The following is a 16,917-nucleotide window of genomic DNA, read 5'->3' on the forward strand; positions in this document are numbered from 1 at the left end:
ATTCTAAGCTGTTAATTCTTCTACCATTTGTTCTTCAGTCTCTAAACGCTTTAAGGCACGTTTGTATTCAATAGGCATAACTTTTACAAAGTTACTTAAACTCTTGTCCCAGTTTGAAAGTAATTCGTTGGCAGTTGCGCTATTTGTGTAAAGTGCATGTTTTTCTACAGATGTTTTTAATTCTGCTGCGTCCTCATTTGTAATATCTTCAAATTCTATAGTTTCAGTATTACATAAGCCATTTATAAACTTGTTTTCAGGATCGTAAACATAAGCAATTCCTCCGCTCATTCCAGCTGCAAAGTTTCGTCCTGTTTTACCAAGTACAATTACGCGGCCACCAGTCATATACTCACAACAATGGTCTCCAACACCTTCAACAACAGCTGTGGCTCCAGAATTACGTACCGCAAAACGTTCGCCAGCAATACCATTAATGTAAGCTTCACCATTTACGGCACCGAATAAACAAACATTACCAACAATAATGTTTTCATTAGCTTTAAAATCGGCATTTTTTGGTTTTTTCACTATTAATTTAGCGCCAGATAAACCTTTGCCTAAATAATCGTTTGTGTTGCCTTCTAAAGTAAACGTTAAGCCCGAGGCCCCAAAAGCGCCAAAACTTTGTCCAGCAGAACCCGTAAAATTTATGTTGAGTGTATCTTCTGGTAAACCTAAGTGCCCATAGATTTTAGAAATTTCGTTACTAACAATAGCACCTACAGTTCGGTTTATGTTGCTAATAGGGTACTGCAAGGTCATTTTCTCCTTACGGTACATAGCTCGATGCGAATCTTTTAAAATTGTAAAGTCTAATACATTATCTATGTTATGGTCTTGCTTTTCTGTATTTCTTACAACTAAACTATTGTAAGCTGCGGGCCTGTGTAGTATACTAGATAAATCTAAGCCTTTGGCTTTGTAATGTTTAATGGCTTTGTTGGCGTTTATTTTGTGGGTTTGTCCAACCATTTCAGCCATGGTTCTAAACCCTAATTGCGCCATAATTCCTCTTAATTCTTCAGCTACATAGTAGAAGAAATTAATAACATGTTCTGGTGTGCCTTTAAAGTTTTTACGTAACTCTTTGTCTTGTGTTGCAATACCAACCGGACAGGTGTTTAAATGGCATTTACGCATCATAATACATCCAGAGGCTACAAGAGGAGCTGTGGCAAAACCAAATTCCTCAGCACCAAGAAGTGCAGCTATAGCAACATCGCGCCCCGTTTTTAATTGGCCGTCGCATTCTACTACAATTCTACTCCTTAAATTGTTAAGTACTAAAGTTTGTTGTGCTTCTGATAAACCAAGTTCCCAAGGTAAACCTGCATGTTTTAATGAGGTAAGAGGAGATGCTCCTGTGCCACCATCGTAACCAGAAATTAATACCACATCGGCTTTAGCTTTAGCTACACCAGCAGCAATGGTACCAACACCAACTTCAGATACTAATTTTACATTAATTCTAGCATCGCGATTTGCATTTTTTAAGTCGAAAATTAACTGAGCTAAATCTTCAATAGAATAAATATCGTGATGTGGAGGTGGTGAAATTAATCCCACAAAAGGTGTTGAGTTTCTTGCTGCGGCAATCCATGGTAAAACTTTTTCTCCAGGAAGTTGCCCGCCTTCTCCAGGTTTAGCACCTTGAGCCATTTTTATTTGAATTTCTCTGGCGTTTGTTAAATAGTGTGATGTTACACCAAAACGTCCTGAAGCTACCTGCTTAATTGCAGAGTTTCTGCTATCGCCATTAACGTCTGGGTGAAAACGTTTCCTGTCTTCACCGCCTTCACCAGAATTAGATTTTCCTCCAATACGGTTCATGGCTATGGCTAGGTTTTCATGTGCTTCACGAGAAATAGATCCGTAAGACATGGCACCAGTTTTAAAACGTTTTACAATCTCTGTCCAAGGTTCTACTTCTTCAATAGGAATAGGGTCTAAATTATCAAACTCAAATAAACCGCGAATGGTCATTAAGTTTTCAGACTGCTCGTTGATGGCTTTGGCATATACGTCATAGCTTGCTTGGTCGCTTAACCTAACTGCTTGCTGTAATTTTGCAACCGTAGTAGGGTTAAACATATGGCGTTCGCCATTACGTCTCCAGCGGTAATCGCCTCCAATATTTAATCCTAATTTTTTATCAATTGGTTTTTGTGGGTAAGCTTGCTTGTAGCGCTCGTTTATTTCTTTTTCTATTTCATAAAGTCCTATACCTTCAATTCTTGATGCGGTATAAGGGAAATATTTTTCTACAAATTCTGAATTGAAACCAACGATTTCAAAAATTTGGGAACCTCTATAGGAATGTAAGGTAGAGATGCCAATTTTATTCATAATTTTTAGTATACCCTTACCGATGGCCTTGTTAAAGTTATCTACAGCTTTTTGCTCATCCATATCAGTAATAAAGCCTTCTTTAACTTGCATTCTGATAATTTCATTTACCATATATGGGTTAATAGCACTTGCACCGTAACCAAACAAGGTGGCAAAATGGTGAGGTTCTCTTGGTTCTGCAGATTCAATAATAATATCAAAATAAGAACGCTTACGTAAACGGTTTAATTGGTGATTTACATAAGAACATGCTAATAAAGCAGGAATTGGCGCAAATTCTTCGTTCACACCTCTATCGGATAAGATTATAATGTTGGTTTTGCGCTCTAGTGCCTTTTCAATTTGAGTGATAATATTGTCTAAAGCATCTTCTAAACCGTTCATTCCTTGTGCTTTTGGGTAAAGTATATGAATGGTTTCTGCTTTAAAACTTTCAATTTGAATAGTTCTAATTTTTTCTAAATCGGCATTAGAAATTACAGGGTTTTGAATCCTTAATTTTCTACACTGACGTTCTGTAATGCTGAAAATATTTCTGTCTTTACCGAGATTTAAGCTAATATCAGTTACAATTTCTTCGCGAATTCCATCTAAAGGTGGATTTGTTACTTGGGCAAATAACTGTTTAAAATAGTTAGAGATAAGTTGAGGTCTGTCTGATAACACCGCTAAAGGTGTGTCTATACCCATAGAGCCCAAGGCTTCTTTACCTTTTTGTGCCATTGGGGTAATTACCTCTTGAATATCTTCAAACGTATAGTTGAATAAACGTTGTCTGGTTTTTATATCGATAGTTTCAATTGGGCAGGTTTCGTTGGTGTAAGGAACATCTCTTAAATGTAAACGTGTTTTGTCCAACCATTGTTTGTAAGGGCGTTGGTTTACAATTTTTGTTTTTATTTCTTCATCGTCAATAATACGTCCTTCGTTCATGTCTACCAAGAACATTTTTCCTGGCTCTAACCTACCGTGAGATTGTATGTCTTCTGGTGCAATATCTACCACGCCAACTTCGGAAGCCATAATTAATTTTCCGCTTTTTGTAACGGTGTATCTTGAAGGTCTTAATCCGTTTCTGTCTAATAAAGCACCAATGTAGTCGCCATCTGTAAATGGTACCGATGCAGGACCGTCCCAAGGTTCCATAATACAGGCGTTGTATTCGTAAAACGACTTTTTATCTTGGCTCATGGTGGCGTGCTTTTCCCATGCTTCAGGAATCATCATCATCATAATTTCTGGAAGAGAGCGGTCGGTATGCGTTAATAGCTCTACTACCATATCCATAGATGCAGAATCTGATTTTCCAGGAAGTATAATTGGGAAAAGTTTTTCTATTTGAGGACCAAAAACGTCACTTCTCATAATCTCTTCGCGTACACGCATGCGACTAACGTTTCCACGTAGGGTATTGATTTCACCATTCTGACACATAAAGCGGAATGGTTGAGCTAATTCCCAAGTAGGCATTGTGTTTGTAGAGAAGCGTTGGTGTACTAAGGCTAACCTAGTTACTAAATCTTCTTGTTGTAAATCGGTATAGTAAGGCCCTATATCTTCTGGCATGATAATGCCTTTGTATATCAAGGTTGTAGTTGAAAGGCTAGGTACATAAAAATAAGAGCTTTCTGAAATTTTAGATTTTCTTATAGTATGCTCGGTAATTTTACGAGCTGCATATAATTTGGCTTTAAAAGTAGCCTCGTCTATCTCTTCGGTTTTGCCTACAAATAATTGCTCTATTTTAGGTTCGGAAGCTAATGCAATTTGCCCTAGTTGCGTAGAGTCTACAGGTACCTTACGCCATCCTAAAACGGTAAGCCCTTGCGCTTTTATTTCTTGTTCAAAAATGTTCTTGCAATATTTGTATTGGTTTTCAACTTTTGGCAAGAACACCATACCAACGGCATATGCTCTTTGTTCTGGAATTTCAAAATCACAAACACGCTTAAAATAATCGTGAGGAATATCTATTAATAAACCTGCACCATCACCTGTTCTTCCATCAGCGCTTACACCACCTCTATGTTCTAGTTTTACTAGAATTTCTAGAGCGTCGTGTATAATCTGGTTTGTTCGTTCTCCTTTAAGATTGCAAATAAAACCCGCACCACAGTTTTCATGTTCAAATTCGGGGGAATATAAACCTTGTTTCTTCAACATAATCAACGGAATATTAGTTTAAAATTTGAGTTGAAACGCTAAGATACGCCCTAGAATTTGATTTCCAATGAGGGCTATTTCATTATTTCGATTTTTTAATTGAACTGAACTTTTAAATAGGTTTCTATCAATAATAAGGAGATATATTAATAAATATTCAATATGTAAAATTTAAGGATAAATAAGAATTTGTGAATTATCGTAAGGTGTAGGTTGTTTTATTAGAATAAAACACATTAAAACGAAACAATAGTTAGCGATTATTCAAAAGATACGGTTGTAGATATTTCATAAAATTTCGTTAAAAACAGTATACCCCTAAAAAAACAGGGGTAAAATTTAAAAAATGATAAAAATGAATTGAATACCCCTGTTTTTTTATGGGGGTAAATCTTTTTTAAATAGTTTAGCCACGTCTTAAGGAAAATAAATTTTAAAAATTAATAACCAAAATTTAAACATTATGAAAAAATTACTTACCCTTACAATGCTATTTATGGCTACTGCAATTTTTGCACAGGAAGAGGCGGTAGAGCCAAAGTTTAGTATTAGCGGTAGTATAGATGCATACTACAGAGCTAACTTAACAGCACCAAACGATGAGAATGCTATTGCTCCAGGGTCTTCATTTGCTAATTTGCCAGGATTTGCTTTAGGTATGGCAAATGTTATTATGTCTTACGAAGGTGAAAAAGTTGGTTTTGTTGCAGATTTAGTATTTGGCCCTAGAGGGACAGATGCAATTTTTGCTTCTCCAATGTACTCTGCTACTGGAGATATCGTTAACCAATTATATGCTTACTGGAATGTTAGCGAGTCTGTAACTCTAACAATGGGTAATTTTAATACTTTTTTAGGGTATGAGGTTATTTCTCCAACGGCAAACTTTAACTACAGTACGTCTTACTTGTTCTCTTACGGGCCATTTAGTCATACTGGTTTGAAAGCCGATATAGCTTTAAGCGATGACTTTAGCTTAATGCTAGGTGTTTTTAATGACACAGATTTAACTGAATTTAACCCAACAGGAGATTATGCATTTGGTGCACAGTTAGGGTATTCAGGTCAGTACTTAAACTTTTTATTAGACCCTTCTTTCACTGAAATTGATTTTACAGGTGGTTTTGATGTGTCTGATAGTTTCTTTTTAGGAATTAACGCTGCTTATTTAACTGTTGAAGACGACGGTGGTTCTTTTGCAGGTGCAGCTTTATACCCACAGTTAGCTACTTCTGACAATTTTACTATTGGTTTAAGAGGAGAGTATTTTACAGAAACTGACTTTTTTGGTGCAATTGGAGCAAGTGATGCAGACGGTGATAGCTCTGTATTCGCGCTTACATTAACAGGTAGTTTAGAGATTGATAACCTTACAATTAAGCCTGAAATAAGATTGGATTCTGCTAGTGAAGAGGCTTTCATAGATAACGACTTAGCGGGTTCTAAGAGCTTAGGATCTTTCGTGTTAGCAGCTATCTACTCATTCTAACACTAGAAAAGAAAAACACACTTTAAAAAATAAAGAATAAGGCAAGTTCTTTATGAAAAAAGAGAACTTGCTTTATCTAATTACTAACCATTAAAAATAAATATTATGTCATTATTAAACATACCCCTTATAATGCAAGATACCGCTGCGATTGAAGGCGACATGGGAATGTTATGGATGCTTATTTCTGGTATTCTAGTATTCTTTATGCAAGCAGGATTTACATTGGTTGAGTCTGGGATGACACGTTCTAAGAATGTGGTGAACATCGCCATGAAAAACGTACTAGATATCGCTGTAGGTTCCTTAGTATTCTGGTTTGTTGGATACTCTCTTATGTATGGAGAGTCTTCTAGCGGATGGATTGGATGGAGTGGTTTTATGTTCAATCAAGGTCCAGCCGATTTGTTCTTTCAAACGGTTTTCTGCGCTACAGCTGCTACAATAGTATCTGGAGCCATTGCTGGTAGAACAAAGTATACTACATACATTATATTTTCAGTTGTTTTAACTGCTTTTATTTACCCAATTGCAGGTGGATGGGAATGGAACGGTGGTTGGCTAAATGATACCGATGGTATTATGCCAGCTGAGTTTATAGATTTTGCAGGATCTTCAATTGTACATGCTGTAGGTGGATGGGCTGCTTTGGTAGCTGCCATTTTAGTAGGTCCAAGATTAGGAAAATATGTAAATGGTAAGGCTGTAAATATTCCAGGTCATAACAAATTAATGGGAACGTTAGGTGTGTTCATCCTTTGGTTTGGATGGTTCGGTTTTAACGGTGGTTCTCAATTAGCTTGGGGTGGAGACGATGCCGTGGGTGCTTCTATGGTGGTTCTTGTAACTAATCTTGCTGCTTCTGCAGGTGCTCTTGGTGCACTTTTCTTATCATGGGCAAGATATAAAAAGCCAAATTTAGATATGACGCTAAATGGAGCCTTAGCTGGTTTGGTGAGTATTACTGCTGGTTGTGGTAACATGGGAGAGTTTGGAGCTATTGCTGCTGGTTTTATTGGCGGTATTATAGTTGTGTTTTCTATGGAATTTGTAGAGCAAAAGTTAAAAATTGATGATGCTGTAGGGGCGTTTTCAGTACATGGTGTTGCTGGTGCTTGGGGAACCTTAGTTATTGGCCTTTGGGGAATCGATGGCGATACCGGTATTGGTTTATTTAACGGTGGCGGTTCTTCTCAATTTATAGCACAATTAATAGGTATGCTATCTTATGCGATTTGGGCAGTGGTTACATCGTTTATTTTCTTATCAATTCTTAAGAAAACTCTAGGGTTAAGAGTTACCGAGCAAGAAGAAATAGAAGGTTTAGATCTTTCTGAACACGGTGCTTTAGCTTACCCAGGTAAGAGACAAAGAGAGGTTGAGAGTTAATAGGTCTTAACCCTATAATTATAATGTACTTAAATTTTAATATATAAATAAATTTAGTTTAGTTTGATAAAGGATGCCTTAAGCTATTTGCTTTGGCATCCTTATTCTTGAAAGAAAAATGAATATTTAAAATTGTAAAAAAACAACTAAGATTTACCTTTTTAAATTTAGTTACTTTTGAAAACTAACCATAAAAATTTAAAGAAACAATGAAAAAAATTGAAGCAATTATTAGAAAGTCAAAATACAGCACTGTTAGAGATGCATTGCATGCTGTAGGTGTTAATTTTTTCTCTTACTGGGATGTAACCGGTTTAGGTAATGAGAAAGAAGGGCATGTTTACCGAGGTGTGTCTTACAGTACTAGCGATATACAACGTAGACATTTGTCCATAGTGGTAAACGACGACTTTGAAGAAATAACTATTAAAACCATTTTAGAATCTGCAAGTACAGGCGAGGTTGGAGATGGTAAAATTTTCGTGTCTGATGTAACCGAGTGTTACAGAATAAGAACAGGAGAAAAAGGTGGAGACACATTAAAATAATAACCAAAAAAGCATTATAGATAAATAAGATATTATGGAAGGATTATTTACAGCAAATAACGTATGGATGATGATCTGTACGGCACTAGTTTTTTTCATGCATACAGGATTTGCATTTTTAGAAATTGGGCTAACAAGACAAAAAAATACAATTAACATATTATTTAAAAATATTTTTATCATAACCGTAGGGTTGTTATTATATTACATCGCAGGCTTTAACCTTATGTATCCTGGTTTTGAAGAAGGAGCTGCCGGTATAATTGATTTTGCAGGATTTGGTATTGCCCCACCAGAAAATGGGATGACACCAGAGTATGCCGATGGAGGTTATACATGGTGGACAGACTTCTTATTTCAAGGTATGTTTGCTGCTACTGCCGCTACAATAGTTTCGGGAGCAGTTGCCGAACGTATGAAAATTGGTCCATTTATGATGTTTACCATATTATACGTTGGGTTAGTATATCCAATCGCAGGTTCATGGAAATGGGGTGGTGGATTTTTAGACCAAATGGGATTCTATGATTTTGCAGGATCTACCCTAGTGCACTCTGTTGGTGGTTGGGCTGCTTTAGTTGCAGTTTGGTTACTTGGTTCGCGTATTGGCAAATTTAAAAACGGTAAGCCACAAGCTATTCCTGGGCACAGTATTCCTATGGCAACTGCTGGCGTGCTAATTCTCTGGTTAGGTTGGTTTGGTTTTAACGGCGGGTCTGTACTTTCTGCCGATCCAGAATTAACATCCTTAACCTTGGTAACAACCTGTTTAGCTGCTGCAGCAGGTGGTGTGGTTGCCGCCTTGGTATCATTTTTAAAGTATAAGAATTTAGATTTAACCATGTTTTTAAATGGTATTTTAGGAGGCTTGGTAGGTATTACGGCAGGTGCCGATGTAATGACGCCAGAGAGCGCTATTATTATTGGAGCCATAGCAGGAGCATTAATAGTGTTTGCTGTTGCTTTTATTGATGCTATTAAATTAGACGATCCTGTTGGTGCTATTGCAGTACACTTAATATGTGGTATTTGGGGTACTTTGGCGGTTGGTATTTTCTCTACTAATCCAGAGCATACATTTTTAATACAATTAACGGGAGTGGTGTGTTATGCGGTTTTTTGTTTAGCAACATCGTTCTTAATAATATTTACACTTAAGAAAACTGTTGGAATACGAGTTTCTGAAAGAGAGGAATTAGAAGGGCTTGATGCCCACGAACATGGAATGGATGCTTATCCAGATTTTAGATTGAATGAGCATTAATGTGTATTAGTTTAGTTGGTAAAAAAATGCCCCACGATTTTCGTGGGGCATTTTTTTGTTTGTTAAAGAGGTAGATTTTAAGCGTACCTGAATTAGTTTTTTATGTAGCTACAATTTCATTTTTTAGTATTGTACAACTAACCTTAGTTTAATTAATATTCTTAGGAAATATTTGTTTGTAAATAGATAATAAACATCAAAAAACCTCAATTTTCAATTGAAAATTGAGGTTTTTTATTTTAAATAAAGGAGGCTTTTTACGCAGAGTTTCTACTTGCGTTAATATTACCAAATAACGAACGTGTTACTATTTTTTCATAAATAACTTTGTCTGGATCGTCGTTTGGCGCTCCTGCTTTTTCGAGTTCTTGAATTTTCTTCAAAGCATATTGTTGAATAGTTAACAACGGCAATACAATATGTTCTCTAACTTCAATAGATGCTTTACTTGTTGGTTCGTTCTCCATAAGTTCATCGTATCCAGAAAGTTTTAATAACAAACGTTTTGTTGTTAAATATTCTTCAAAAATAATGTTCCAAAAGTCGCCAAACTCTTCGTCTTTAGACATGTATTTTGTTAAATCGAAGAACGACTTTGTTAAAGACATCATACTATTATCTATAAGTGTTTTAAAGAATTTAGAGTTGGTGTATAATTGTTCTACTTTGTTCCATTCGTTTCTGTCTTCGTATAATTTTAATGCAGTACCAACACCATAAAAACCAGGAACATTTTGTTTTAATTGGCTCCAAGAACCTACAAAAGGTATGGCTCTTAAATCTGAAAAAACAAGTTTATCTGAGGTGCCACGTTTTGATGGTCTACTTCCAATATTGGTTTTAGCATAGTATTTTAAGGTACTCATGCGCTCCAAATACGGAATGAACATAGGGTGGTTTTTAAAGTCTTTATAGGTTTGGTAACTTGTCTCTGCTAAATCGTTCATTACAGCTCTGTCGGCGTCAGATAAACGATTTTTTTCGCCATCAATTCTGTTCTTAATCCCCGAACTAATTAATTGCTCTAAGTTAAATTGAGAAGAATCGTGTGTGCCAAAGTTAGAACTTACTGTTTGTCCCTGTATGGTTATTTGTACTTCTTTATCCTCTATAGTTGGGCCTAGGGAAGAATAAAAATTATGCGTTTTTCCACCACCACGAGCTGGTGGTCCGCCGCGACCATCGAAAAATATAGCGGTAATATCGTATTTTCTAGACATTTTCGTTAGCTTTTCTTTGGCTTTGTAAATACCCCAATTGGCCATTAAGTACCCACCATCTTTAGTACCGTCTGAAAAACCTAACATTATGTGCTGTTTGTTTCCGCGAGCTCTTAAATGTGCAATATATTCTGGGTTTTGGTACAATTGTTCCATAACGCCAGGTGCATTTTCTAAATCTGGTATGGTTTCAAATAATGGTGCTACATCTACGGTTAATTTATCTTTAAAAGCAACCATTTTAAGCATTGCGAATAACTGCATTACATTTAGCGCGGTTTGGTTGTTGCTAATAATATATCTATTTGCACCGCGTTCACCATTGCTTTTTTGAATATCTTTTATAATGGCTATGGTTTTTAAAGTATTTCTAACCATTTCATCTTCAAAGGCATCTAAATCTCCAATATCGTCTGTAGCTTTTGATAGTATTTTAATTTGTTCGGCTTCAGATAAATCATGATAGTTGTCTGGGAAAGAAGAGTTACCAGTTGAAATTAAATGGTCTATTACCGTAGTAAATACATTATGGTGTATTCTACTGTCTTGTCGTATATCTAAAGAGGCAAATCTGTAATCAAAAAGATGAACCCTGTTTATGAGATTGTTAATTTCATTAACGTACAGCGATTGGTGCTGATCAATAATAAGATCTCTAATGCTTAAAAGTTCTGCCCTTAGTTCTTTGGCACTTATGGCTTTTTTGGTTTTTAGGTTTATGCTATAGTCGTACATAATGGTTTCTAAGCGAATAATACGCTCTTCAACCCCTCTAAACGTTAACTTTTTTCTTAAGTCTCTTAAATCTTGATAGTATTTTTTTAGAATAGCTTTTTTTAATTTTTTAGCAACTTTTAATGTGGTTTCAGGTTTTACAAATGGGTTACCATCTCTGTCGCCACCAGGCCAAAATCCAATATTTATAATGTCGTTATGCTTTTTGTCATCAGCATAAATACTGGTTTGAATATAGTTGTAAATTTCACCAAAAGTTTTATAGAATACGTTTTCTAGATACCAAATTAAGCTTTTGGCCTCTTGGTAAGGCGTTGGCTTTTTATGCTTAAAGAAAGGTGTTTTTCCTAATTGTCCAAACAAATTGTTTATTTCAGAAAGGTCGTTTTCTTTTATGGCTTTTGTTAAGGAGGTTATAATGCCCAAAACAGATCCGGGGTAAAATTGGGTAGGGTGCGCTGTTAAAACAATGCGAACTTTAAACTCCTCAAGAAATTCTTTAAGTTCTTCCATCTTTCCTTCAGACTGGGCAGATCCTTTTAAGTTTCTAAGGGTACCAACACCTTCCATGTTGTTTACAATAGGGAAAGCGGCATCTTCAATGGCATCAAATAATACCACTTGTCGTTCTATGTATTGAATAAATCTAAAAAGTAGGTTTATTTGGCTTTGTTTATTGCGTCTAGCTTGGTATTTTGTAAAAAATGTTTCTACAATTGTAGTAGGGTCGTCTCCTTCTTCAAATCCCTTTTTACAAGTTTCATGAAATAGCGGCAATAAAACGCCAGTTTTTGTTACGGCATCAAAAGGTAATGTCATAAATATACTGTTGTATATTTGGTATTTTGACAATACGGATTGATTGAATCTAATTAACTTTGGTTCTACAGACATAATTCAGCTTTAGTAAAAATTAGGTATAAAAATACTAAAGGTTTAGTGAATCCACCACTCTATTTCAAGTTTTGTCAATATTTGTTCATTAAGGAATTTTAGTTAAGAATAATTAAAAAAAATTAGCGTTAACCCCATTTCTTTATAATTTTTATTTTAAAGATGTTAATGTTATATCAATAACTGCTTATGTGATATATGTCATGTTATAAAGTTTTGCTACACGGTATATTTGCCGATTAACATATAAACTGTTACATGAAAAAAACACATTCATTTCACATTCCAGTAATGGGAATTGGTTTTACAATAGACACGCCTTTAAAAGTAGCGCAATACGGTATGGATTCTGTTATTTCTTTAGTAGACGATATTTTACTAGAGAAACTCAGAAAAATGTACAGCGAAAAATTCGATATACCTTACCAAGAAATTACTGAAAAGATTGACGATTTTAGAGCTAAAAGAATAACTTCATACTTAAATTTATTAAGCGATTTAGCTGAAAAAAAGTTTGAAGATTTAAAGCAGATGACTTCTAAAAAAGGTGATGAGCTTTTGGCATACATACAAATGCTTCCTGATAACTCTAACCTTAAAGCAGATTTTAAGAAATTAACCTCCAAAGGTTTTAGTTTTTCTGAAATAAAAACTTGGGCATCACAAAATTTAGTTATGGGTGCAATTGATGTAAATATTATGACCAAGGTAGACAAGGATAATTACAAAAAAGGCGAAAAACTACCTGTAGAATACAACGATGCTCATGCTGCCTTACGTGGTTTTGCCAAAAGTAAATTAAACTCGTCTGTAGTGCTTTCTGCGGGTATGAATCCACGTTTATATAGCTATATGGGGCAGTTTAACGATTTTTTTCCAGATGAAAATGGAAACATAAAAAAACGTATTATTTTAAAAGTAAGCGATTTTAGATCGGCACTTATTCAAGGCAAGTTCTTAGCCAAAAAAGGGCTTTGGGTTTCAGAATATCGCATAGAATCTGGACTTAATTGTGGTGGGCACGCTTTTGCTACCGATGGGTATTTGTTAGGCCCTGTTTTAGAAGAATTTAAAACAAAACGAGAAGAATTGCAAGAAGCCATACAAGCTGTGTTAAACCAAGAACTTTTAAACCAAAACAGGATGGTGCCTAAACAACCTTTGTCTATTGAAATTACAGCACAAGGTGGCGTTGGTACAGAAGAAGAACATAGTTTTTTATTAGAGCATTACGATTTAGATTCGGTAGGCTGGGGAAGTCCGTTTTTATTAGTGCCAGAAGCTACTACAGTAGATGAAAAAACTCTAGATAAGCTAACAAAAGCCAAAGAAAACGATTTGTACTTAAGCGATATATCGCCATTAGGGGTGCCGTTTAATAATTTAAGGAATAACACCAAAGATATAGAAAAACAGCGATTAATAGATAAAAACAGACCTGGTAGTTCCTGCCCAAAAAAGTTTGTGGCGATGGACAAAGAGTTTAAGGAGACGGGTATATGTACAGCATCTAGAGAGTACCAGTACTTAAAAATTAAAGCACTAGAAAAACAAGATTTAACCCAGGAAGCATATAACAAGGAAATTGATAAAATCACCACAAAGTCTTGTACGTGTGTAGGGCTTGGTACATCAGCATTATTAAAATATAATTTAGACACAAAGGTTGAAGGCGATGGCGTATCAATCTGTCCGGGGCCAAACATGGCTTATTACTCAAAGGTAATGAGCTTGCAAAATATTACAGATCATATCTACGGAAGAACTAATGTAATAACTAGAAAAGACCGACCTAATTTATTTCTAAAAGAACTTCAGATTTATATGGATTTTTTAAACAATAAATTTGAAGAAGCCAAAACCTCTATGGGAAGAAAAGAGGGTAAGTATTTTAAGGTTTTTATTAATAATATGAAATCTGGTGTAGACTATTACCAAAATCTTTTTAATGAAGTTACAACCAGCTTTAACGATGCAAAAGGTACAATATTAAATGAGTTAGAGAAAACCAAAACTGTATTAAACCAATTTCAGCGAGAACTAGAGGCAATTCCTGTTAAGGTCTAGTGGTTTTAAGTTTTGCCAATCATACAAGTAATTATTTAGAAAAAATTGAATGATTTTACATAAAAGTTATTTGATTCGTATTTGATGGTTTTTTTAAAGAAATAAATAGTTCTCTAATAGTATTAATTAAGATATTTGTAACTTAAATAGTTGTAATTACAACTATTTAATACCATACAACTATTCTAAATACCATGGATTTAGTAAAAGAAATAAACCGCCTAAAAAAAGAAAAAAATGCAGTGATTTTAGCGCATTATTATCAAATTGGCGAGATACAAGATATTGCAGATTATGTAGGGGACAGCTTAGGCTTATCGCAAAAAGCTGCGGAAACAGATGCGGACATGATAGTGTTTGCAGGGGTGCACTTTATGGCAGAAACCGCCAAAATTTTAAGTCCAGATAAAACTGTTGTATTACCAGACTTAAATGCGGGGTGCTCTTTGGCCGATTCTTGTTCCCCAGATGCGTTTGAAAAATTCACCAAAGCGCATCCTAATCATGTAGTGATTACCTATGTAAATTGTTCTGCTGAGATAAAGGCATTAAGCGATATTGTTTGTACATCATCCAATGCCTTAAAAATAGTAAACTCTATACCTAAAGACGTACCTATTATTTTTGCCCCAGACAAAAATTTAGGGCGTTACATTATAAACGAAACTGGACGCGATATGCTATTATGGGATGGTAGTTGCGTGGTGCACGAAGCGTTTTCTATGGACAAGTTAATAGCGTTGCATAAAAAACATCCAGACTATAAAATTATTGCACATCCAGAATCTGAAACACATATTTTAAATACGGCTACCTACATTGGTTCTACATCTGGAATGATTAATTATGTTAAGACACATCAAGATCAAAAATTCATTGTAGCTACCGAGGCCGGTATTTTGCATAAAATGAAACAAGAAGTGCCTGATACCGAAATGGTACCAGCACCAGCTAAAGAAGATAATACCTGCGCCTGTAGCGAATGCCATTTTATGAAAATGAACACCATGCAAAAACTTTACGATTGCATGCTAAATGAATCTCCTCAAATAGAAGTAGATCCTGCGATTATTAAGCGTGCTTTACTTCCTATAGAGCGTATGTTAGAATTATCTAAATAAATTATGATTGTTACTAATTATTTGGTGATTGGCTCAGGAATTGCGGGTTTAACATTTGCCGTTAAAATTGCGGAGCATTTTCCAAATAAAAAAATTGTAATAGTTACTAAAGCTAGCGAAGATGAATCTAACACCAAGTATGCTCAAGGTGGTGTTGCTGTTGTTTTAAATAAAGAAGAAGACTCCTTTAAAAAGCATATTAAGGATACACTAATTGCTGGCGACGGACTTTGTAAAGAAGATGTCGTTAAAATGGTGGTTAAAGAGGGGCCAAAACGGCTAGAAGAATTATTGTTATGGGGTGCCAATTTTGATACCAACCCCAATGGCGATTTTAACTTAGGAAAAGAAGGTGGGCATTCTGAATATCGTGTAGTACATCATAAAGACATTACTGGTTTTGAGATAGAACGCGCGTTATTACGGCGTGTACATCAATTATCTAATATTGAAATATTACCATACCACTTCGCTATAGATTTAATTACCAATCATCATGTTAAGGACGATAATGCAGCTCCAGAAACCTGCTACGGCGCTTATGTGCTAAACCAAAAAACGGGACACATTTTTACTGTAAAATCAGATAGTACATTGCTGGCCACGGGAGGTATTGGTTGTGTTTATGGGCATACAACTAACCCAATTATTGCCACTGGAGATGGTATAGCTATGGCATATAGAGCAAAAGCCAGAATTAAGGATATGGAGTTTGTACAATTCCACCCAACGGCATTGTACGATACACAAGAAGGATCTTCGTTTTTAATTTCTGAAGCAGTTAGAGGCTTTGGTGCTTATTTGCGTAATAAAAAGGGTCATCGCTTTATGCCTGATTATGATACCCGTGCAGAATTAGCCTCTAGAGATATTGTATCGCAAAGTATAGATAGTGAACTAAAAAAATCGGGAGATGCTCATGTGTATTTAGATTGTACACATTTGGATGCCGATGCTTTTATCAAGCACTTTCCAAATATTTATAATGAATGTTTAAAAAGGCATATCGACATAAAAACCGATTGGATTCCCGTAGTGCCTGCTTCCCATTATTTATGTGGTGGTATTAAAGTGAATAAAAAAGGCAAAACAACTATTAATAATTTATTTGCTTGTGGCGAATGTTCCAGAACGGGCTTACATGGCGCAAATAGACTTGCATCTAATTCACTTTTAGAAGCTTTAGTTTACGCACATAATATTTATAAATACCATACAAAACAAAATGCTACACCTGTAGATTTTGAAATTCCTAGCTGGAATGATGAGGGCACAAATATTCCAGAAGAGCATGTGCTAATTCAACATAACCTAAAAGAATTACAAGCCTTAATGCGCGATTATGTTGGTATAGTGCGCAACAATACAAGGTTAAAACGCGCCATAAAACGTTTGGATGTAATTTATAATGAGGTTGAAGATTTGTATCGCGAATCTAAGCTTACAACATCGCTTTGCGAATTAAGAAATATGGTTAACGTAGCGCACTTAATAATTCAACAATCTCTAGAAAGAAAAGAAAATAGAGGCGGCTATTTTAATAGTGATATTATTTAAGTAACTATTAAATAAAAGATGATATGAGTCGTCCTAAAATAGGTTGACAGGTTATAAGATAATTAATTAAGCCGGAGAATCTAGCTTCTCTGGTTTTTTATTGTGTATAAAGTTAGGT

Annotated in this window: 9 protein-coding genes; 7 read left to right on the top strand and 2 right to left on the bottom strand. The window is 35.4% G+C overall.

Annotated features, from left to right (window positions below):
• Positions 1-3 precede the first annotated feature (3 nt).
• The gene (gltB, locus tag CLV33_RS15320; RefSeq protein ID WP_235420480.1) at positions 4-4,515 is read right to left on the bottom strand and encodes a glutamate synthase large subunit; all 4,512 of its coding nucleotides are present in this window, start codon (positions 4,513-4,515) and stop codon (positions 4-6) included.
• Positions 4,516-4,978: 463 nt separating this feature from the next.
• Between gltB and CLV33_RS15325 the strand changes: the two genes are divergently transcribed.
• From CLV33_RS15325 to CLV33_RS15340, 4 genes are all read left to right on the top strand, one after another.
• The gene (locus tag CLV33_RS15325; RefSeq protein ID WP_042241510.1) at positions 4,979-6,004 is read left to right on the top strand and encodes a porin; all 1,026 of its coding nucleotides are present in this window, start codon (positions 4,979-4,981) and stop codon (positions 6,002-6,004) included.
• A gap of 105 nt (positions 6,005-6,109) precedes the next feature.
• Positions 6,110-7,393, top strand: a complete 1,284-nt coding sequence (locus tag CLV33_RS15330; protein WP_105474638.1) for an ammonium transporter — start codon at positions 6,110-6,112, stop codon at positions 7,391-7,393.
• 209 nt (positions 7,394-7,602) lie between these two features.
• A complete protein-coding gene (locus tag CLV33_RS15335; RefSeq protein WP_042241513.1) occupies positions 7,603-7,941 on the top strand; it encodes a P-II family nitrogen regulator in 339 nt (112 codons plus the stop codon).
• 34 nt (positions 7,942-7,975) lie between these two features.
• Positions 7,976-9,205, top strand: a complete 1,230-nt coding sequence (locus CLV33_RS15340; protein ID WP_105474639.1) for an ammonium transporter — start codon at positions 7,976-7,978, stop codon at positions 9,203-9,205.
• A gap of 257 nt (positions 9,206-9,462) precedes the next feature.
• Here CLV33_RS15340 and CLV33_RS15345 read toward each other — a convergent pair whose 3' ends face one another.
• Positions 9,463-12,054, bottom strand: coding sequence for a phosphoenolpyruvate carboxylase (locus CLV33_RS15345; protein WP_105474640.1), 2,592 nt, complete (start codon positions 12,052-12,054; stop codon positions 9,463-9,465).
• Positions 12,055-12,312: 258 nt separating this feature from the next.
• On the opposite strand from CLV33_RS15345, the gene CLV33_RS15350 reads away from it, so the two are divergent.
• From CLV33_RS15350 to nadB, 3 genes are all read left to right on the top strand, one after another.
• Positions 12,313-14,121 (top strand): hypothetical protein, encoded by a 1,809-nt coding sequence (locus CLV33_RS15350; protein ID WP_105474641.1) that lies wholly within the window; start codon positions 12,313-12,315, stop codon positions 14,119-14,121.
• A gap of 194 nt (positions 14,122-14,315) precedes the next feature.
• Positions 14,316-15,242: a quinolinate synthase NadA gene (nadA, locus tag CLV33_RS15355; protein WP_105474642.1), complete on the top strand. Its 927-nt coding sequence runs from the start codon at positions 14,316-14,318 to the stop codon at positions 15,240-15,242.
• Between the two features lie 3 nt (positions 15,243-15,245).
• Positions 15,246-16,799, top strand: a complete 1,554-nt coding sequence (gene nadB / locus CLV33_RS15360; RefSeq protein WP_170064032.1) for an L-aspartate oxidase — start codon at positions 15,246-15,248, stop codon at positions 16,797-16,799.
• Positions 16,800-16,917 lie beyond the last annotated feature (118 nt).

Source organism: Jejuia pallidilutea (assembly GCF_002973595.1).
Classification (GTDB): Bacteria; Bacteroidota; Bacteroidia; order Flavobacteriales; family Flavobacteriaceae; genus Jejuia; species Jejuia pallidilutea.

What these genes read in the sequence shown, in the direction of transcription:
- CLV33_RS15335 (WP_042241513.1), top strand. Translation starts at nt 7,603, where the DNA reads ATGAAAAAAATTGAAGCAATTATTAGAAAGTCAAAATACAGCACTGTT.
- nadA (WP_105474642.1), top strand. Translation starts at nt 14,316, where the DNA reads ATGGATTTAGTAAAAGAAATAAACCGCCTAAAAAAAGAAAAAAATGCA.
- CLV33_RS15340 (WP_105474639.1), top strand. Translation starts at nt 7,976, where the DNA reads ATGGAAGGATTATTTACAGCAAATAACGTATGGATGATGATCTGTACG.
- CLV33_RS15330 (WP_105474638.1), top strand. Translation starts at nt 6,110, where the DNA reads ATGTCATTATTAAACATACCCCTTATAATGCAAGATACCGCTGCGATT.
- nadB (WP_170064032.1), top strand. Translation starts at nt 15,246, where the DNA reads ATGATTGTTACTAATTATTTGGTGATTGGCTCAGGAATTGCGGGTTTA.
- CLV33_RS15350 (WP_105474641.1), top strand. Translation starts at nt 12,313, where the DNA reads ATGAAAAAAACACATTCATTTCACATTCCAGTAATGGGAATTGGTTTT.
- gltB (WP_235420480.1), bottom strand. Translation starts at nt 4,515, where the DNA reads ATGTTGAAGAAACAAGGTTTATATTCCCCCGAATTTGAACATGAAAAC.
- CLV33_RS15325 (WP_042241510.1), top strand. Translation starts at nt 4,979, where the DNA reads ATGAAAAAATTACTTACCCTTACAATGCTATTTATGGCTACTGCAATT.
- CLV33_RS15345 (WP_105474640.1), bottom strand. Translation starts at nt 12,054, where the DNA reads ATGTCTGTAGAACCAAAGTTAATTAGATTCAATCAATCCGTATTGTCA.